This window comes from Rhodococcus sp. (in: high G+C Gram-positive bacteria) (genome assembly GCF_049299235.1).
Taxonomy (GTDB): Bacteria; Actinomycetota; Actinomycetes; order Mycobacteriales; family Mycobacteriaceae; genus Rhodococcus.
Genome location: NZ_JBAQXC010000013.1, coordinates 19,777 through 38,253 on the forward strand (window position 1 = coordinate 19,777; position 18,477 = coordinate 38,253).

The window sequence follows — 18,477 nt, forward strand, 5'->3', positions numbered from 1 at the left end:
ACATATTTGGACCAACCGGCCGGGAGCAACGATGACCACGGCACAGCCGTTCCGACCACCTTCCTACGAGTTGACGCCGCTCGGCGCACTCGAGGCCGAATCCGTGCACATCTTCCGTGAGGTCGCGGCCACCTTCGAGCGGCCGGTGCTGCTTTTCTCCGGCGGCAAGGATTCGGTGGTGATGCTCCACCTCGCCGCCAAGGCGTTCTGGCCGGCCCCGCTACCGTTCCCAGTACTGCACATCGACACCGGTCACAACTTCGACGAACTCGTCGAATTCCGCGATCGTATCGTGGGCACGCTCGGGCTCCGCCTGATCGTCGCGTCCGTCCAGGACGACATCGACGCCGGCCGCGCCGTCGAGGACACCGGCCCGCACGCGAGCCGGAACCGGTTGCAGACCGGCACCCTGCTTCGTGCCCTCCGCGACGGCCGATTCGACGCGGTCTTCGGCGGCGCGCGCCGCGACGAGGAGAAGGCACGAGCCAAGGAACGCATCTTCAGCTTCCGCGACGAATTCGGGCAATGGGATCCCAAGTCCCAGCGACCCGAACTGTGGCACCTGTACAACGGGCGGCACCGCAAGGGTGAACACATCCGGGTGTTCCCATTGTCGAACTGGACCGAACTCGACATCTGGTCGTACGTGCGTGACGAGAACATCGACCTGCCCTCGCTGTACTACGCGCACCGAAGGCCCGTCGTCGAGCGCGACGGAATGCTGCTCGCGCACACCAGATTCCTGACGACGACGCCCGACGAAGAAACCCGCGAGGCGCTCGTGCGCTTCCGCACCGTGGGCGATGCCACCTGCACCGGATGCGTCGAATCCACCGCAACCGACGCCGCCCAGGTCGTCGCCGAAGTCGCCACGAGCCGCATCACCGAACGCGGCGCCACCCGCGCCGACGACCGGATCTCCGAGGCCGGCATGGAAGACCGCAAGAAGGAAGGGTACTTCTGATGTCCCGACTGTTGCGCATCGCAACCGCAGGCAGCGTCGACGACGGCAAGTCCACGCTGATCGGCCGGTTGCTGTTCGATTCCAAGGCCGTCTTCGAAGACCAACTCGAGGCCGTGGCCCGCACCAGCCGGTCCCGCGGCGCCGAGCACACCGACCTGGCATTGCTCACCGACGGCTTGCGCGCCGAACGCGAACAGGGCATCACCATCGACGTCGCGTACCGCTACTTCGCGACGCCGCACCGCAGCTTCATGATCGCGGATACGCCGGGGCACGAGCAGTACACCCGCAACATGGTCACCGGCGCCTCGACCGCCGATCTCGCGCTGATCCTCGTCGATGCCCGCAAAGGAATGGTCGAACAGACCCGTCGCCATGCCTTCCTGTCGAGCCTGCTCGGCGTGCCGCACCTCGTGCTGTGTGTCAACAAGATGGACCTGGTGGACTGGTCGCAGGACCGCTTCGACGACATCTGTGACGAGTTCCGGGGATTCGCGGCCAAACTCGAGATCCACGACCTGAGTTTCGTGCCGATCTCGGCGCTGCAGGGCGACAACGTGGTCGGGCGCACCGCGAACATGCCGTGGTACGAGGGAACCTCGCTGCTGCATCACCTCGAACAGGTACACATCGGTTCCGACCACAACCTCATCGACGCGCGCATGCCCGTCCAGTACGTCATCCGCACCGAGCGCGACTTCCGCGGATACGCGGGCACCGTGGCCAGCGGTGTCTTCAAGCCGGGCGACGAGGTGGTTGCACTGCCGTCCGGGTTCGCGACCCGGGTCGAACGCATCTGGGGCCCCGGCGGACAATCGCTCGACCGCGCGTTCGCCGGCGCAGCGGTGTGCATCGAACTCGAGGACGAACGCGACATCAGCCGCGGCGACATGCTGTGCAGACCCAACAACCGCCCGCTCGTCGGCACCGAGATCGACGCGATGGTTTGCTGGCTCACCGAGCGTTCGAGTCTCGATCCGGCCGCCCGCTACGTGCTGGCGCACACCACGAAGTCGGTCCACGCCCGCGCCGTGCGACTCGACTACCGCCTCGACGTCAACACGTTGCATCGAGACGAGACATCGACCACGCTGGGCCTCAACGAGATCGGACGGGTCCAGCTGCGCACGCAGCAGCCACTGCTGTTCGATCCGTATCGGCGCAACCGCACCACCGGCAGTTTCATCCTCGTCGACGAGACCACCGGCAGCACCGTCGCGGCAGGCATGATCACCGGACCGACTCTCACCGACGCCGGCGTCGTATGGCACACCGCCGAGGCCGGGCGTGCCGACCGCGGCGCCGCGGGCACGACGGTGTGGCTCACCGGGCTGTCCGCCTCGGGGAAGTCCACGGTCGCGTCCGAGTTGGAACGGCGGCTGCTCACCGCAGGCATTCCGGCCTACCGCCTCGACGGCGACAATCTGCGTCACGGGCTCAACGCCGACCTGGGGTTCGGTCCCGACGACCGTGCCGAGAACGTGCGCCGCGTCGGTGCGGTCGCGCAACTGATGGCCGATGCCGGGCTGGTCGCCGTGTGTTCGTTGATCAGCCCGTACCGCGCCGACCGCGACCGGATCCGGGAGCAGCACACCGCGGCCGGTATCCCGTTCGTCGAGGTGTTCGTCGACACCCCGATCGCCGACTGCGAGGCACGTGATCCCAAGGGCATGTACGCCCGGGCGCGCGCGGGCGAGATCACCGGATTCACCGGCGTCGACGACCCGTACGAGCCGCCCCTCGCGCCCGAACTGGTGCTGCGACCTGCCGACGGTGATCCGGCCGCGCAGGCCGCCCGAATCATGAAAGTGTTGGGCGCATGACAGACGACGCCGCCCTCGCGGCCGAGATCGCCGCAGCCGCGGGAGAACTGCTCCTGACGGTCCGCGCCACCGAAGGGGACACCCTGAGCGGTCGCGAACTCGGCCGCCACGGCGACCACGCCGCGAACGCCCTGATCCTCGACCTGCTCGCAGGTCGCCGCCCCGGCGACGCCGTGCTGTCCGAGGAATCCGCCGACGATCCGGCCCGCGTCGACGCCGAGCGGGTCTGGATCATCGATCCGCTCGACGGGTCGAAGGAGTACGGAATGCCGAGGCGCACCGACTGGGCAGTGCACGTCGCACTGTGGGAATCGGGGCGCGGACTCACCGCGGGCGCGGTCGCGCAACCGGCGTTCGGCGCCGTCTACGGCACCGAGCACGTGCCTACCGCGAAGCGCCGCGCACTCGGCGACGGCCGGCCGCGCATCGTGATCAGCGGTAGCCGTCCGCCGGAGTTCATCGGGGCGGTGGCCACCACCGTCGGAGCGGATCTCGTGCGCATGGGCTCGGCAGGGGCGAAAGCCATGGCGGTGGTCCGCGGTGAGGCCGACGCATACGTCCACGCGGGCGGGCAATGGGAATGGGATTCGGCCGCCCCGGTGGCGGTCGCACAGGCAGCGGGACTGTTCTGTGCGCGGATCGACGGCAGCGATCTCGAATACAACCGCCCGCACCCGTACCTGCCGGATCTGGTGATCTGCCGGCGTGACTGGGCCCCGACGCTCATGGCTGCGATCGCCGAGCACGCGACCGCTCCCGTCGACAGTCCGCGGGTCGCGATGGCGCGCGCCTACATCACGTCGCTGATCGGTCACGACGCGTCGCACGTGCGACTGGCCGCCGACGCGTGGCGGGTGGAGAACGGCGAGCGCACCGGCGACAGTGGCCCGGAGATCCGGGACCGGCTCGAGAACGGGCCCGAGTATCGGCCGCTCCGGCGGGTCCGTGACCTGACGTTCCGCGAGTGGCACCACGACGTCGTCGCGCGATTCCTGCTGGACATCGACGCGGGTGCGGGTGCGGAAGTGACGGTGGCGGTGACCGAGCATTTCGCGATCCCGGCGGGGGAGATCCGCTCGATCGTCGCGATTATCGAACCGCATCCGCAGAATAGTTGAACCTTTTCGATCGGCGGCGTAGATGTAGAGAGGTTGAGGAAGATGCAGTAGTGCACATTGTGGAGGCAACATGAATCAAGCGCGCGATATCGGTGACGGAATCCATGCGATACCGGTGCCCGTCGCAGACCTTCCGGTCGGCGACACCCAGGTGTACACGGTCGAATCCCCGGGCGGGGTGATCCTCGTAGACGTGGGCTGGAACAACGACACATCCTGGGCCGCATTGCAATCCGGACTCGCCTCGGCCGGGTTGTCGGTCGCCGACGTCGAAGGCGTCGTCGTCACGCACTTCCATCCCGACCACGTCGGCCTCACCGGTCGAATCCGTGAAGCGTCCGGATGCTGGGTCGGCATGCACGAAGCCGACTTCGAGCAACTCGGGCACATGATGGCCGGCCACGACCGAGCAAGCCGCGACTGGGCAAGCCGAGACCTCGACCAATGGCAGAAGGCCGGTGCCCCCGCAGACCAGATCGACGTCTTCCTCGCCGCAGAGCGGGATCGCGACGGCATCCCGGACGAGATGCCGGATCGGATTCTGAAGGACGACGAGACGATCCCGCTCGCCGGCCGGACATTGCGCACCGTATTCACCCCGGGTCACACTCCCGGCCATGCCTGCTTCTACATCGAGGAGCACGACATCCTCTTCAGCGGCGACCATGTGCTCGCCACGACGACCCCGCACGTCGGCGAGTTCGACTTCCCCGTCGCGGAACGCGACGCGCTGGGTGAATTCCTCGAGTCGCTGCGCGCCGTTGCGACCTTGCCCGCCCGGCGTACCCTGCCGGCGCACCGGCAGCCGATCGACGACCTCGCGGCCCGCACCGAGGCGCTCGTCGAACACCACGAACACCGCCTCGACGACCTGTACGACGCGTTCGGCGACGAGGAGTTGACGTTGTGGCAGGCCACCGAGCGCATGACGTGGTACCGGCCGTGGGGCGAAACCCCGCCGCGTGGCAAGCAGATGGCCATGTCCGAGGGCTCGGCGCACATCCGGCACCTCATCGAACGGGGGCGCGCCCGTCGTGTTCCGGGGACCGACCCGGCGCGCTTCGTCCGCGTGTGATCCCCGATCGGATTGCAACAGATCGGATTGCAACAGATCGGATTGCAACAGATCGGACTGCATCAGGAGGAACGCGATGACACCGGAACAGCTCGTGACCGAATTCTGCGCCGCCTGGGCAGATCCGGAACCCGCCACGCTCGCCGCGTACTTCACCGACGATGCGGTGTACCACAACATTCCGTTGGAGGCGGTCCACGGCCGGGCTGCCATCGAGGAGTACTTCGCCGGGATGGTCGCGTCGTTCGGCGGTATCGACTTCCGCATCCACCGGCAGGTGGCGAACGGAACCCTGGTCCTCAACGAACGCGTCGACGTGTTGACTGTGAACGGGTGCCCGGTCGAGGTGCCCGTCATGGGGTCGTTCGAGGTGGCCGACGGGAAGATCGCCGCGTGGCGGGACTACTTCGATATGGGGTCGCTGGCCGCGCCGGCCGAGTAGACCCGGACGAAAGAAGACGGGCCCCGCTTCGAAATCGAAGCGGGGCCCGTCTTCTCGTGGTGCCCTCGGCAGGATTCGAACCTGCGACTTCTTGCTCCGGAGGCAAGCGCTCTATCCCCTGAGCTACGAGGGCATCCGGAACCACCGGCTGACCGGTGGCGCGGAGTTAGCCTAGCGCATTGTCGGCCATACGCCACATCGCCTGGTCAACGGCGGTTTTCACCCCGAGATCGTCAGTTCATCGGAAGCGGTTGCGCACCGCGCTCGGCGAGCATCGAGGTCATCAGTTGCGATTCGCTGGTCTGGGTGTCGACCATCGTCTGCGCCAGCGTGCGCACGGTGGCGACCTCCGCATGCTCGGCCCCGTACTCCATCATGGGCAGTCCGCCCTCATGGTGTCGCAGCATCAACTGCAGGAACAGCACGTCGAGTTCCGGACCAGAGGCAGCACGCAGATCGGTCAGGTCCTGCGACGATGCCATCCCGGGCATCGGTCCGGTCCCGACATCGTCCGATCCGTGACCGTCCGATCCGTGACCGTCGTGACCGTCGTGACCGTCGTGTGCGTGCTCGCCGTCCTCGCCCATCCAGGTCATGTACGCACCGGCCGGTAGCGGCGCGCGATCCCACAGCGCCAGCCAGCCCTGCATCTGACCCACCTGATTCTGCTGGGTGGTGAGGATGTCGTAGGCCAGATTCTTCACGCGCTGATCCGATGATTCGGTCAGCGCGATCGTGGCCAACTCGATCGCCTGATTGTGGTGCACGGTCATGTCCTGGGAGAACCCGACATCCACGGAATCGGCTGCCGGAGCGGCCTGTGAATCCCCGAAGGGAATCCGCGCCAGGAAACCGAGCAGGAATCCGACCGCGAGCGCGGCGATCACCCCGAGTACCACCAGCATTCGACGCTGCCCCGAACCGGGGGCCGTGCGATCCTGCGCGACATCGTCGGTCATCGTCAGCTACCCGCCGGGGCCTGCATGTCGGTTTGCGCTTCGGCGGGGTCGAGGGCACCGCCGTCCATCGGCACCGCATCCGGGCCGGGCGCGGACGCATCGAACGGCGGGGGATTCGACGGATCGAACGATCCGGGAATCGTCGAGCAACTCGCACCGACCTCGGGATACGTGTACTTGTTCAGGCGCAGCGCCGCGATGAAGTGACCGATCCGTTCGTCGTCGGCCGAATCGACCGCGAGTTGGTGACCCCAGGCCTGCAGCGAGATCGGTGCGGACTGTCCCGGATACGGCGACAGCATGGTGTAGGAGTTACCGTCGACCCGCGCCGCGAGTGTGTCGATGGTGGCGTCGTCGACCAGATCCGGGTTGTAGGTGATCCACACCGCGCCGTGCTCGAGCGAGTGCACCGCGTTTTCCGTGCGGATCGCTTCCGGGTAGACGGTCCCGGTGCAGGTCGCCCAGATCGCGTCGTGCGGCCCACCGAACGGCGGTGTCCGGTCGTAGGCGACGCGCTGCGTCGAATCGATGTGCCGCCCCGCCGGATACTCGGCCGTCACGATGCCGTCGATCTCGGTGGACGGGTTCTGGTTCGATTCCGACGGCGTCCATACCGCCAGCTCCTGCTGATCCTGAAATTTCGGGACGATACTCACCGCGATCACCGCGATCAGAGCGATCACCACGACGACGCCGCCGATCACCATCCACGGGATCTGGCGCTGTTTGGGAAGCCCGCGGCCCCCACCGCTCTTCGCTGCGGCCGAAATGGCCTTCGCGGACTTGGCGCCGGGCTTCTTGCCGGAACCACCGTTAACCGAACCGCTGGGCATCGCTGGTAGCTCTTTCGATCGGATGGACAACGAGACGGCGACCCCTGGGGTCGCGTGCCCCCACAACTGTACGGGCGCACTCATCCGGGGCACCGTCGGTGCTCGTCGGGCCCAGCCAATAGGATGAACCCCTGTGACTCCTGCCGACCTTGCAGAATTGCTACACGAGACCGCCGCGAGGGTGCTCGCCGAGCGTGACCTCGACGTGTCCGTCCTGCCCGACACCCTCACGGTCGAGCGACCCAGGAACCCCGAGCACGGCGACTACGCGACCAACGTCGCGATGCAGGTCGCGAAAAAGGCAGGTGTGAACCCGCGCGAGCTCGCAACGTGGCTGGCGGCCGCGCTCACCGCCGCCGACGGTATCGACTCCGCCGATGTCGCCGGGCCGGGCTTCCTCAATATCCGGCTCGCCGCCGACGCACAGGGCGCCATCGTCGCGAATGTTCTCACCGAGCTCTCGGCATACGGCAATGCCGATGCCCTCGCCGGACAGAAGATCAACCTGGAGTTCGTCTCCGCGAATCCCACCGGCCCGATTCACCTCGGCGGTACCCGCTGGGCGGCCGTCGGCGATGCGCTCGGCCGGATCCTGTCGACGCAGGGAGCAGCGGTCACCCGCGAGTACTACTTCAACGATCACGGCGGACAGATCGACCGCTTCACCCGCTCGCTGATCGCCTCCGCGTCGAAGCTTCCCCCGCCCGAGGACGGCTACGCCGGTGACTACATCACCGAGATCGCGGACGCCGTGGTCGAGCAGCGGCCGGACGCCCTCGACCAGCCCGAGGCCGACCGGCACGAGGTGTTCCGTTCGATCGGCGTCGATCTGATGTTCGCGCACATCAAGCGCACACTGCACGACTTCGGCGTCGACTTCGATGTGTACTTCCACGAGAACTCGCTGTTCGAGTCCGGTGCGGTCGACAAGGCAGTCGAGACGCTCAAAGGCTCCGGCAACCTGTACAACGAGGACGGTGCGTGGTGGCTCAAGAGCACCGACTTCGGTGACGACAAGGACCGCGTCGTCATCAAATCCGACGGCCACGCCGCGTACATCGCCGGCGACATCGCCTACTTCCAGGACAAGCGCGCGCGGGGCTTCGACCTGTGCATCTACATGCTCGGCGCCGACCACCACGGCTACATCGGCCGCCTCAAGGCCGCGGCTGCCGCGTTCGGCGACGATCCCGACACCGTCGAGGTTCTGATCGGCCAGATGGTCAACCTCGTCCGCGACGGGCAGGCCGTGAAGATGAGCAAGCGCGCCGGCACCGTCATCACCCTCGACGACCTCGTCGAGGCGATCGGTGTCGACGCGGCACGCTACTCGCTGGTGCGCTCGTCGGTCGACCAGAGCATCGACATCGACCTGGAACTGTGGACGTCGACCGGCAACGAGAACCCGGTGTACTACGTGCAGTATGCGCACGCCCGGCTGTCGTCGATCGCGCGCAACGCCGCCGACCTCGGCCTCGGCGGCGAGGGCGCGAACCTCGCGCTGCTCACCCATGACCGCGAAGGAGACCTGATCCGCACCATCGGGGAGTATCCGAGGGTCGTCGCGAAGGCCGCGGAACTACGCGAACCCCACCGGGTCGCCCGCTATCTCGAAGAACTCGCCGGCACGTACCACCGGTTCTACGACGCCTGCCGGATCCTCCCGCTCGGCGACGAGGAACCCGGCGATCTGCACACCGCGCGCCTCGCCCTGTGCGCGGCGGCACGCCAGGTTCTCGCCAACGGTCTCGGACTGCTCGGCGTCACCGCCCCGGAGCGGATGTGAACGCGCATCCGGCCGGGCCCCGGCACGCCGAGATCCAGCACGCACCGGGACTGCCCGAACGACCCGCGACCGCGGAGGAACTCAACGCGCTGCATCCGCAGGTGTGGCCGCGCAGCACGACCCGAGGCGACGACGGGGTCGTGCACATCGCCGGCGTCTCCGTCACCGATCTCGCCGCGAAATACGGCACGCCTCTGTTCGTGATCGACGAGGCGGACTTCCGCTCCCGCTGCCGCGACATCGCCGCCGCGTTCGGCCCCGACGCGAAGGTGCACTACGCGTCCAAAGCATTCCTGTGCAGCGAAATCGCGCGCTGGGTGCATCAGGAGGGGTTGTGCCTCGATGTCGCGTCGGGCGGTGAACTCGCGGTCGCGCTGCATGCAGGTTTCCCCCCCGCGAAGATCGCGATGCACGGCAACAACAAGTCCGTCCCGGAACTGGATGCCGCGGTGTCGGCCGGGGTCGGGCACATCGTGCTCGACTCGATGGCCGAGATCGAACGGCTCGACACGGTCGCCGGTGAACACGGCATCGTCCAGGACGTCCTGATCCGCGTCACGGTCGGTGTGGAGGCTCACACCCACGAGTTCATCTCCACCGCGCACGAGGACCAGAAGTTCGGGCTCTCGCTGGCCGGGGGAGTGGCGATGGCCGCCGTTCGGCGGGTCTTCGCGACCGACAATCTGCGTCTCGTGGGCTTGCACAGTCACATCGGATCGCAGATCTTCGACGTCGACGGATTCGAGATGGCCGCGCATCGCGTGATCGGTCTGCTGCGCGACATCGTCGCCGAGTTCGGTGTCGACAAGACCGCGCAGTTGAACATCGTCGACCTCGGTGGCGGTCTCGGCATCTCCTACGTGCCGAGCGACGACCCGCCGCCCGTCGACGAACTCGCGGCCAAGCTACGCGACATCGTGAGTACCGAATCTGCGTTGGCGGGCCTGCCGACCCCCACACTCGCGGTCGAGCCGGGCCGTGCGATCGCGGGGCCGGGCACCATCACTCTCTACGAGGTCGGCACCATCAAGGATGTGGCTGTCGCGGCCGGACAGAGCCGCCGCTACATCAGCGTCGACGGGGGAATGAGCGACAACATCCGGACGTCGCTGTACCAGGCGGAATACGAGGCTCGGCTGGTGTCACGCGTCAGTGAGGCGGATCCGGTCGTTGCCAGGGTCGTCGGCAAGCACTGTGAGAGCGGCGACATCGTGATCCGCGACACGTGGATGCCCGACGACGTAGCTGCCGGTGATGTGCTGGCCGTCGCCGCCACCGGTGCATACTGCTATTCGATGTCCAGCAGGTACAACCTGCTGCCACGTCCCGCTGTCGTGGCGGTCAAGGACGGTGCGGCCCGCATCGTCCTGCGCCGGGAATCTGTGGAAGATCTGCTCAGCTTGGAGGCTACGGAGTGACGACCGAATTGGAGACCGGCCGATCGCGGCGCTCGGTCGGTGTGGCAGTGCTCGGCCACGGCACCGTCGGCGCGGAGGTCGTCCGCATCATCCGGGACGACGCGGCCGATCTCGAAGCACGTATCGGTGCGCCCCTGGAGTTGCGGGGTGTCGCGGTGCGCACCGTATCCGAGGACCGTGGAATTCCGGTCGAGTTGCTCACCGTCGATGCGGAAACCCTCATCGCCCGCGACGATGTCGACATCGTCGTCGAGGTCATCGGTGGAATCGACTTGCCTCGCAAGCTCGTCCGAGCCGCGCTCAACGCCGGTAAGTCCGTGGTCACGGCGAACAAGGCACTGCTCGCCGAGTACACCGGCGAGCTGGCGGAGGCTGCCGAGGCCAAGCGCGTCGACCTGTACTTCGAGGCCGCGGTCGCCGGTGCGATCCCGGTGATCCGCCCGCTGACACAGTCCCTGGCGGGTGATCGCGTCGACCGGGTGATCGGCATCGTCAACGGCACCACCAACTACATCCTGTCGGCGATGGACGAAACCGGCGCCGACTACGCCGAGGCACTGGCCGAAGCCGGCAGGCTGGGCTACGCCGAGGCGGACCCGACCGCGGACGTCGAAGGCTACGATGCGGCCTCGAAGGCCGCGATCCTCGCATCCATCGCCTTCCACACCCGGGTCACCGCCGGTGACGTGTACTGCGAAGGCATCTCGAAGGTCACCGCCGCCGACCTCACCACGGCGCGGGCGCTGAACTACAACGTCAAACTCCTCGCGATCTGCGAACGCATCATCGGTGCCGACGGCAAGGAGAAGGTGTCCGCGCGGGTCTATCCGGCGTTGATTCCGCGCGAGCATCCGCTGGCCACCGTGTCCGGCGCGTTCAACGCGGTCGTCGTCGAGGCTCAGGCTTCCGGCCGGCTGATGTTCTACGGTCAGGGCGCGGGCGGCGCACCCACCGCGTCCGCCGTGATGGGCGATCTGGTGATGGCGGCGCGCAACCGGGTGCAGGGTGGTCGGGGCCCCCTGGAATCGAAGTACGCCGATCTCGAGATCGCGCCCATGAGCGAGATCGTCACCCGCTACTACGTGAACCTGCAGGTCGCAGACCGGGCGGGTGTGCTCGCCGCGGTGGCGGCCGAATTCTCCAAGCGCGGTGTCAGCATTTCCGTCGTGCGCCAAGAGGGTGCGGGGGATGGTGCGCGACTGGTGGTGCTCACCCATCGGGCCACCGACGAAGCGTTGTCGAGTACCGTCGCAGCACTCGACCAGCTCGAATCCGTAACCGCTGTGACCAGTGTCCTGAGACTGGAAGGATCCGCCGAATGAGCGCGGCCGAGAAGAACATCGCCCCTGTGCACACCCCGTGGCCGGGTCTGATCGAGGCATATCGCGCGCGACTGCCGATCGGTGACGGCTGGAAGACGGTGACGCTGCGCGAAGGCGGCACGCCGCTGCTGCCTGCGCCCCGCCTCTCCGAGATCACCGGCTGCGACGTGCACGTCAAGGTCGAAGGTCTCAACCCCACCGGATCCTTCAAGGACCGCGGCATGACGATGGCCGTCACCGAGGCGCTGGCCACCGGCAAGCAGGCCGTGCTGTGTGCGTCCACCGGCAACACCTCCGCGTCGGCCGCCGCATATGCGGCCCGCGCCGGTATCGGCTGTGCGGTGCTCGTGCCGCAGGGTAAGATCGCCATGGGCAAGCTCGCCCAGGCCGTCATGCACGGTGCGAAGATCGTCCAGGTCGAAGGCAACTTCGACGACTGCCTCGAACTCGCCCGCAAGACGACCGCGGAATTCCAGACGATCGGGCTGGTCAATTCGGTCAACCCGGTCCGTATCGAGGGGCAGAAGACCGCCGCGTTCGAGATCGTCGATGCGCTCGGTGACGCTCCGGACGTGCATGTCCTCCCGGTCGGCAATGCGGGCAACATCACCGCGTACTGGAAGGGTTATTCCGAGTACTTCGCGGACGGTGTGAGCACTCGTCGCCCGCGCATGCTCGGTGTGCAGGCCGCCGGCGCGGCCCCGCTCGTGCTGGGGCATCCGGTCAAGGATCCGGAGACCATCGCCACGGCCATCCGGATCGGTGCTCCCGCATCGTGGAACGGTGCGGTCGCCGCGAAGGACGAGTCGAACGGCGCGTTCCGTGCCGCCACCGACGACGAGATCCTCGAGGCGTACCACCTGCTCGCGAAGTCCGAGTCGATCTTCGTCGAGCCGGCGTCGGCAGCGTCGATCGCAGGTCTGCTCGCCGCCGCGAAGGACGGATGGTTGCCGCGCGGCCTGCGTGTCGTGTGCACCGTCACCGGCAACGGACTGAAGGACCCCGACACCGCCCTGCGTGATGTCCCGGTGGTCCAGCCGATCCCGGTCGACCCGGTCGCCGTGGCTTCGGCGCTCGAGCTGGCCTAGGGCTCCGGAACAGTCTCGAGCGCAGCACAGTGACCGCCACGCCCTCCTCTGTTGTTCGGAATCACGTTGTTGGGAATCACGACATGACGCAGACTCTGCCGGCAGGGATCTCGGTGACCGCCCGGGTTCCCGCGTCGAGTGCGAATTTGGGACCAGGATTCGACTCGCTCGGTCTCGCACTCGGGTTGTACGACGAGATCACGGTCACGACAACCGGATCCGGACTGGACATCCGCGTCGAAGGGGAGGGCGCGGAGGAAGTGCCGTGGGGTCCCACGCACCTGGTGGTGCGGGCCGTCGAGCGCGGCCTCGAGGCAGCCGGCTTGTGGGCGGATGGCCTGGATATTGTGTGCCGCAACGCTATTCCGCATTCTCGGGGACTCGGTTCGTCCGCGTCCGCCGTCGTCGGCGGGCTCGCCGCGGCCAACGGTCTCGTGCGCAAGGCCGCGCCGGAGCGCGCTCTCGACGATGCGCAACTCGTGCAACTGTCGTCCGAGTTCGAAGGACACCCCGACAATGCCTCGGCGAGCGTGCTCGGCGGTGTCGTCGTGGCGTGGAGCGAAGCGGGAATCGACGCCGAGCAGCGTGCCTACCGGGCGGTCACGCTGCCGGTGCACCCGGCGATCAAGGTAGTCGTTCTGGTTCCGTCGGTGCGTTCGTCGACCGCGCACACACGGGGATTGTTGCCGGACCTGGTGCCGCATCGGGACGCGTCGTTCAACGTCAGTCGTGCCGCGTTGGCGGTGGTGGCGCTGACCGAACGTCCGGACCTGCTGATGCCCGCGACAGAGGACCTGCTGCATCAGGCGCAGCGGGCGCCTGCGTTGCCGCTCACCACCAAGTGGATCGCGGCGCTGCGCGCCGCCGGCATCGCCGCGACGGTGTCCGGTGCCGGACCCACCGTGCTGGCACTGACGACCGAGCAGTTCCCCGCCGAACTGCGTGCCGCAGCGGAAGCCGACGACCTGTCCGTTCTCGAACTCGATGTCGCGGGTGGCGTCCAGGTACTCTGATCCGCCTCTTCCATCGCCGGTCCACCGCCGGGTCGCAACTCGGGTACCCGACGGAGGCGACGACCACACTTCTCCGTATCCGTTTCGGGTGTGTCGATGGGTGTTCTTGCTCAACGTACAGTTCGTCGCTATCCTGTGGTTTGTCCGCACGTCGTGCGTTTCAGCCGTCGGCTTCGTCAGGATATCGACTCCAGTGTCATCGGAACGCCGGGTCCTGGATCGATCCTCACATGTTCTCGTTTCGGCGGGTCCAGGGACTGTCAGTGCCGGAGGATGGCGTGATAGCGGACGTGCCGGCCGTTCGATTCCGTGAACACGTACGGCAAATCCCGGATCGGTGCACGAACCGATCTGTGGGAACGAACCCTCGACTCTGCGTGGCGCGAGCGAGGGAAGGAAAGGATCTCCGTGACCGATACGGATCTGATCGCTACGCCTGTTCTCGACGCCCCGGGGTCATCTGCGGGGGCGCAGGCGGACGATTCTTCACAGACCACCACGCCGCGCGGCGGCGGGCGCCGCGGCGCCGGCCTCTCCGGCATGGTGCTCGCCGAGCTGCGCACACTCGCGGCAGAACTCGGCATCAAGGGCACCTCAGGGATGCGCAAGGGCGACCTGATCGCCGCAATCAAGGACCGTCAGGGCGGAAGCGCGCAGTCCGCGCAGGCCCCGTCCGAGGCATCTGCCGTCAACGAACCCGCAGCCGAGAGCACACGGCCTGCTCGGACGCGTCGGGCCCGCGCAGCGGCACCGGACGCAGCGACCGAGCAGCCGAAGGTCGAGCAGCCGAAGGCCGAGCAGCCGAAGGCCGAGCAGCCGAAGGCCGGTACCGCTGACGAGCCGAAGGCCGAGCAGCCGGCAACAGCTGCCGCCGAACATCCGCACAGCGAAGGCGAAGGCGAATCACCTCGTCGTGGTCGTCAGCGCCGCGGTCGCCGTGGCGGCGACCAGGACACGGATCAGAGCGGTGACCAGGGCCAGAAGGACCAGGGCCAAACTGGCGAGGGACAGAAGGGCGAGTCCCCGGCCGTGGACCGGAACACCGAGCAGGACGGACGCGGCGACGACAAGGGCGACGGTCGTCAGCGCACCCAGCGCGAGCCGGGCGATCGCACCCAGCGCGACGACCGTAACCGCGACGACCGTAACCGCGACGACCGTAACCGCGACGACCGCAGCCGCGACGACCGCAGTCAGGGCCCGCGCCAGGACAACCGTGACCCCCGCGGAGGAGACGACGAGGAAGGCGGCCGCGGTCGCCGGGGCCGTCGCTTCCGCGAGCGGCGACGTGGACGTGATCGCGGTGAGGGCGGGGGCACCGAAACCCGCGAACCCGAACTCCGCGAGGACGACGTCCTGCAGCCCGTGGCGGGCATCCTCGACGTCCTCGACAACTACGCGTTCGTACGGACATCCGGCTACCTGGCCGGGCCCAACGACGTGTACGTGTCGATGAACATGGTGCGGAAGAACGGCCTGCGTCGTGGCGACGCCATCACCGGTGCCGTGCGCGTAGCCCGCGAGGGGGAACAGGGCAACCAGCGTCAGAAGTTCAACCCGCTGGTGCGCCTCGACACGGTCAACGGCGGTGAGGTCGACGCTGCGAAGCGTCGCCCCGAGTTCAACAAGCTCACCCCCCTGTACCCGAACCAGCGGTTGCGCCTCGAGACCACACCGAACGTGCTGACCACGCGGGTGATCGACCTGATCATGCCGATCGGCAAGGGTCAGCGTGCGCTCATCGTGTCGCCGCCGAAGGCGGGTAAGACCACGGTCTTGCAGGACATCGCGAACGCCATCTCGACCAACAACCCCGAGTGCTATCTCATGGTGGTGCTGGTCGACGAGCGTCCCGAAGAGGTCACCGACATGCAACGGTCGGTGAAGGGCGAGGTCATCGCCTCGACGTTCGACCGGCCGCCGTCCGACCACACCTCGGTCGCCGAGCTCGCCATCGAGCGTGCCAAGCGTCTCGTCGAGGCCGGTCGCGACGTCGTCGTGCTGCTCGACTCGATCACCCGCCTCGGTCGTGCGTACAACAACAGTTCGCCTGCGTCGGGCCGCATCCTGTCGGGTGGTGTCGATTCGACGGCGCTGTACCCGCCGAAGCGGTTCCTCGGTGCTGCTCGCAACATCGAGAACGGCGGCTCGTTGACGATCATCGCCTCGGCGCTGGTGGAAACCGGTTCGACCGGCGACACCGTGATCTTCGAAGAGTTCAAGGGCACGGGCAACGCGGAACTCAAGCTCGATCGCAAGATCGCCGAGCGGCGCGTGTTCCCGGCGGTGGACGTGAACCTGTCCAGCACCCGCAAGGACGAGCTTCTCATGAGCCCCGACGAATTCGCGGTCGTGCACAAGCTGCGGCGGATTCTGTCCGGTCTCGATTCGCACCAGGCGATCGATCTGCTGGTCGGTCAGCTCAAGAAGTCGAAGAGCAACATCGAGTTCCTCCTGCAGGTCACGAAGAACGCGCCTGGGGGATCGCAGGACTAACCGGCGCACCCGGGGAATTTTCGTCCCCGGGCCGTCGTTTGGCATAATCGACCAGCTGAGTCCGGTTCCGGTTCACGTCTTCGATCCGCGAAGGCGACCCGGCGGCCACCGAAAGGGACACCATGAAGGCAGGAATCCACCCGAACTACCAGGCGACCACCGTCGTCTGCGGTTGCGGGAACACATTCGAAACGCGCAGCACCAGCGACCAGGGCCGCATCACGGTCGAAGTGTGCTCGCAGTGCCACCCGTTCTACACGGGCAAGCAGAAGATCCTCGACACGGGCGGACGCGTTGCCCGCTTCGAGGCTCGCTACGGCAAGCGCGCCCCGAAGAAGGCCGCTGCCGACAGCTAGCTGCCCTGCCGACGCCCGGTCCTGTCTCGTCACAGACCGGGCGTCGGTGCTTTCCGGGGCTGGTCGACTGCCCCGAGTATTTCCCGTCCGAGTGCGACCGTCACCGGAACCAGCACGACAGAAACAGAGTGGAGCGAACTCATGGCGGGGCAGACCAAGCCGTCGGCCGTCGACGACATCCTGGCCGAGCACGCGGGTCTGGAACTGCAATTGTCCGATCCGGCGTTGCACAACGACCCGGCGGCTGCGCGTCGCGTCGGCAAGAGGTTCGCCGAACTCGCCCCCGTCATGGCGACCTACACGAAGCTGACGACAGCCCGCGAGGACCTGGAGGCGGCGCGTGAACTGGCGTCCGACGATGCCGCGTTCGCCGCCGAGATCCCCGGACTCGAAGAGACTGTCGCCGAGCTGGAGAAGACCCTGACCGATCTGCTCGCGCCACGTGACCCGCACGACGGTGACGACGTTGTGCTCGAGGTGAAGTCGGGCGAGGGCGGTGAGGAGTCCGCCCTGTTCGCATCCGATCTGGCCCGCATGTACACGCGCTTCGCGGAGCGTGCCGGCTGGCGCGTCGAGGTGCTCGGCGTCACCTATTCCGACCTCGGGGGATACAAGGACGCGACGCTCTCGATCAAATCGAAGACCGACGTCCGCGACGGCGTGTGGTCCCGCTTGAAATTCGAAGGTGGCGTCCATCGCGTGCAGCGGGTTCCGGTCACCGAATCTCAAGGTCGGGTTCACACGTCCGCCGCCGGTGTGTTCATCTACCCGGAGCCCGACGAGGTCGAGGCAGTGCAGATCGACGAGGGTGATCTGCGGATCGATGTGTACCGCTCGTCGGGCAAGGGTGGTCAGGGCGTCAACACCACCGATTCGGCCGTGCGGATCACGCACCTGCCCACCGGGATCGTCGTGACCTGTCAGAACGAACGGTCCCAGTTGCAGAACAAGGCCCGTGCCATGCAGGTCCTCGCAGCCCGGCTACAGGCCGCCGCCGAAGAGGCCGCCGACGCCGAGGCGTCTGCGGGCCGCGCCAGCCAGGTGCGCACCGTCGACCGTTCCGAGCGCATCCGCACCTACAACTTTCCCGAGAACCGCATCACCGATCATCGGATCGGTTTCAAGGCGCACAACCTCGACGCCGTGCTCGACGGTGACCTCGAGGCGTTGTTGGACGCGCTGGGTCAGGCCGACCGGGAAGCCCGGCTCGCCGCCGAATAGAGCCGCCGACGGCCGGGTGGGCTTCGCGCGGCCGATCTAGTCCGGATCGTCCGGTTCCGCCGGGACCGTGGCGACGTCGATCCCCGGAAGCAGGAAACAGTTCTGCCCCTGCGCGTTCTGGTACATGCCCCACACGGCCGAGACCACCGTGCCGGCTTCGGGTTCGACGAGCGCGACCGGGATGTTGTGCCAGTCCTCGGCTGGGCCGAACGACGCGTTGCCCGAGGTGCCGTTGCCGAGATTGAACCAGTTGATCGTGCCGCCCGAACCGCCCTGCTCGTTGACGACGAACAGCAGTTCCTCGGCTTCGACGGCCTCCTGCTCATCATGGGTGACCGACTGGACGACGGCGATTCCGTCCGGGCAGAGCAGCGGTGTCGGCTGGATATCGATGGGTGATGCGGTCGCGACACCCGCTGCGGTCATCGTTGTGGCACCGGCGAATGCGGCCGTGATTGCGGCGCGTAGGACCTTTCTCGACTTCGTCATGGCGCTCCCACTTTCCGTTTCTCGGGTTCGCCCGACGCTATCGGTGAACCATCGCGGACGTGCGGACTGTGACC

General features: G+C 67.3%; 16 protein-coding genes and 1 tRNA gene. 13 read left to right on the forward strand and 4 right to left on the reverse strand.

Translation table 11 applies throughout. The features are described from left to right. Positions 1 to 31: 31 nt before the first annotated feature. The 5 genes from cysD (at position 32) to WAX14_RS00885 (ending at position 5,422) form a co-directional block, all read left to right on the forward strand. Positions 32 to 964 carry a sulfate adenylyltransferase subunit CysD gene (gene cysD, locus WAX14_RS00865; protein ID WP_422626206.1) on the forward strand — a complete coding sequence of 311 codons (933 nt, stop codon included), beginning with the start codon at positions 32 to 34 and terminating at the stop codon, positions 962 to 964. Next, on the forward strand, positions 964 to 2,787 hold the full coding sequence (cysC, locus tag WAX14_RS00870; protein ID WP_422626207.1) for an adenylyl-sulfate kinase: 1,824 nt from the start codon (positions 964 to 966) through the stop codon (positions 2,785 to 2,787). The genes cysD and cysC overlap by 1 nt, the downstream gene beginning before the upstream one ends. Then, complete coding sequence (locus WAX14_RS00875) at positions 2,784 to 3,905, forward strand: 3'(2'),5'-bisphosphate nucleotidase CysQ (RefSeq protein WP_422626208.1); 1,122 nt, start codon at positions 2,784 to 2,786, stop codon at positions 3,903 to 3,905. Before cysC ends, WAX14_RS00875 begins: the two co-directional genes overlap by 4 nt. A 70-nt stretch (positions 3,906 to 3,975) precedes the next feature. Beyond that, positions 3,976 to 4,980, forward strand: coding sequence for an MBL fold metallo-hydrolase (locus tag WAX14_RS00880; protein WP_422626209.1), 1,005 nt, complete (start codon positions 3,976 to 3,978; stop codon positions 4,978 to 4,980). 76 nt (positions 4,981 to 5,056) lie between these two features. Further along, positions 5,057 to 5,422 (forward strand): limonene-1,2-epoxide hydrolase family protein, encoded by a 366-nt coding sequence (locus WAX14_RS00885; RefSeq protein ID WP_422626210.1) that lies wholly within the window; start codon positions 5,057 to 5,059, stop codon positions 5,420 to 5,422. A gap of 57 nt (positions 5,423 to 5,479) precedes the next feature. Here the strand turns inward: WAX14_RS00885 and WAX14_RS00890 are convergent. The 3 genes from WAX14_RS00890 to WAX14_RS00900 form a co-directional block, all read right to left on the reverse strand. After that, positions 5,480 to 5,555, reverse strand: a tRNA-Arg gene (locus WAX14_RS00890). A gap of 100 nt (positions 5,556 to 5,655) precedes the next feature. Further along, complete coding sequence (locus WAX14_RS00895; RefSeq protein WP_422626211.1) at positions 5,656 to 6,381, reverse strand: DUF305 domain-containing protein; 726 nt, start codon at positions 6,379 to 6,381, stop codon at positions 5,656 to 5,658. A gap of 2 nt (positions 6,382 to 6,383) precedes the next feature. Then, on the reverse strand, positions 6,384 to 7,214 hold the full coding sequence (locus WAX14_RS00900; protein WP_422626237.1) for a DUF3105 domain-containing protein: 831 nt from the start codon (positions 7,212 to 7,214) through the stop codon (positions 6,384 to 6,386). Between the two features lie 133 nt (positions 7,215 to 7,347). Between WAX14_RS00900 and argS the strand changes: the two genes are divergently transcribed. The 8 genes from argS to prfA all read left to right on the forward strand — a co-directional run bounded on the left by argS (position 7,348) and on the right by prfA (position 17,914). Beyond that, positions 7,348 to 9,000 carry an arginine--tRNA ligase gene (argS, locus tag WAX14_RS00905; RefSeq protein ID WP_422626212.1) on the forward strand — a complete coding sequence of 551 codons (1,653 nt, stop codon included), beginning with the start codon at positions 7,348 to 7,350 and terminating at the stop codon, positions 8,998 to 9,000. Next, positions 8,997 to 10,418, forward strand: coding sequence for a diaminopimelate decarboxylase (gene lysA / locus WAX14_RS00910; RefSeq protein WP_422626213.1), 1,422 nt, complete (start codon positions 8,997 to 8,999; stop codon positions 10,416 to 10,418). Before argS ends, lysA begins: the two co-directional genes overlap by 4 nt. Beyond that, positions 10,415 to 11,740, forward strand: a complete 1,326-nt coding sequence (locus WAX14_RS00915) for a homoserine dehydrogenase (RefSeq protein ID WP_422626214.1) — start codon at positions 10,415 to 10,417, stop codon at positions 11,738 to 11,740. Before lysA ends, WAX14_RS00915 begins: the two co-directional genes overlap by 4 nt. Continuing rightward, positions 11,737 to 12,828 carry a threonine synthase gene (gene thrC / locus WAX14_RS00920; RefSeq protein WP_422626215.1) on the forward strand — a complete coding sequence of 364 codons (1,092 nt, stop codon included), beginning with the start codon at positions 11,737 to 11,739 and terminating at the stop codon, positions 12,826 to 12,828. The genes WAX14_RS00915 and thrC overlap by 4 nt, the downstream gene beginning before the upstream one ends. A gap of 83 nt (positions 12,829 to 12,911) precedes the next feature. Beyond that, on the forward strand, positions 12,912 to 13,841 hold the full coding sequence (gene thrB, locus WAX14_RS00925) for a homoserine kinase (protein WP_422626216.1): 930 nt from the start codon (positions 12,912 to 12,914) through the stop codon (positions 13,839 to 13,841). Positions 13,842 to 14,249: 408 nt separating this feature from the next. Further along, positions 14,250 to 16,337: a transcription termination factor Rho gene (gene rho, locus WAX14_RS00930; protein WP_422626217.1), complete on the forward strand. Its 2,088-nt coding sequence runs from the start codon at positions 14,250 to 14,252 to the stop codon at positions 16,335 to 16,337. A gap of 122 nt (positions 16,338 to 16,459) precedes the next feature. Continuing rightward, positions 16,460 to 16,693: a 50S ribosomal protein L31 gene (rpmE, locus tag WAX14_RS00935; RefSeq protein WP_422626218.1), complete on the forward strand. Its 234-nt coding sequence runs from the start codon at positions 16,460 to 16,462 to the stop codon at positions 16,691 to 16,693. 141 nt (positions 16,694 to 16,834) lie between these two features. After that, on the forward strand, positions 16,835 to 17,914 hold the full coding sequence (gene prfA / locus WAX14_RS00940) for a peptide chain release factor 1 (RefSeq protein ID WP_422626219.1): 1,080 nt from the start codon (positions 16,835 to 16,837) through the stop codon (positions 17,912 to 17,914). 36 nt (positions 17,915 to 17,950) lie between these two features. Here prfA and WAX14_RS00945 read toward each other — a convergent pair whose 3' ends face one another. Next, on the reverse strand, positions 17,951 to 18,403 hold the full coding sequence (locus tag WAX14_RS00945) for a hypothetical protein (RefSeq protein ID WP_422626220.1): 453 nt from the start codon (positions 18,401 to 18,403) through the stop codon (positions 17,951 to 17,953). Positions 18,404 to 18,477: the final 74 nt, after the last annotated feature.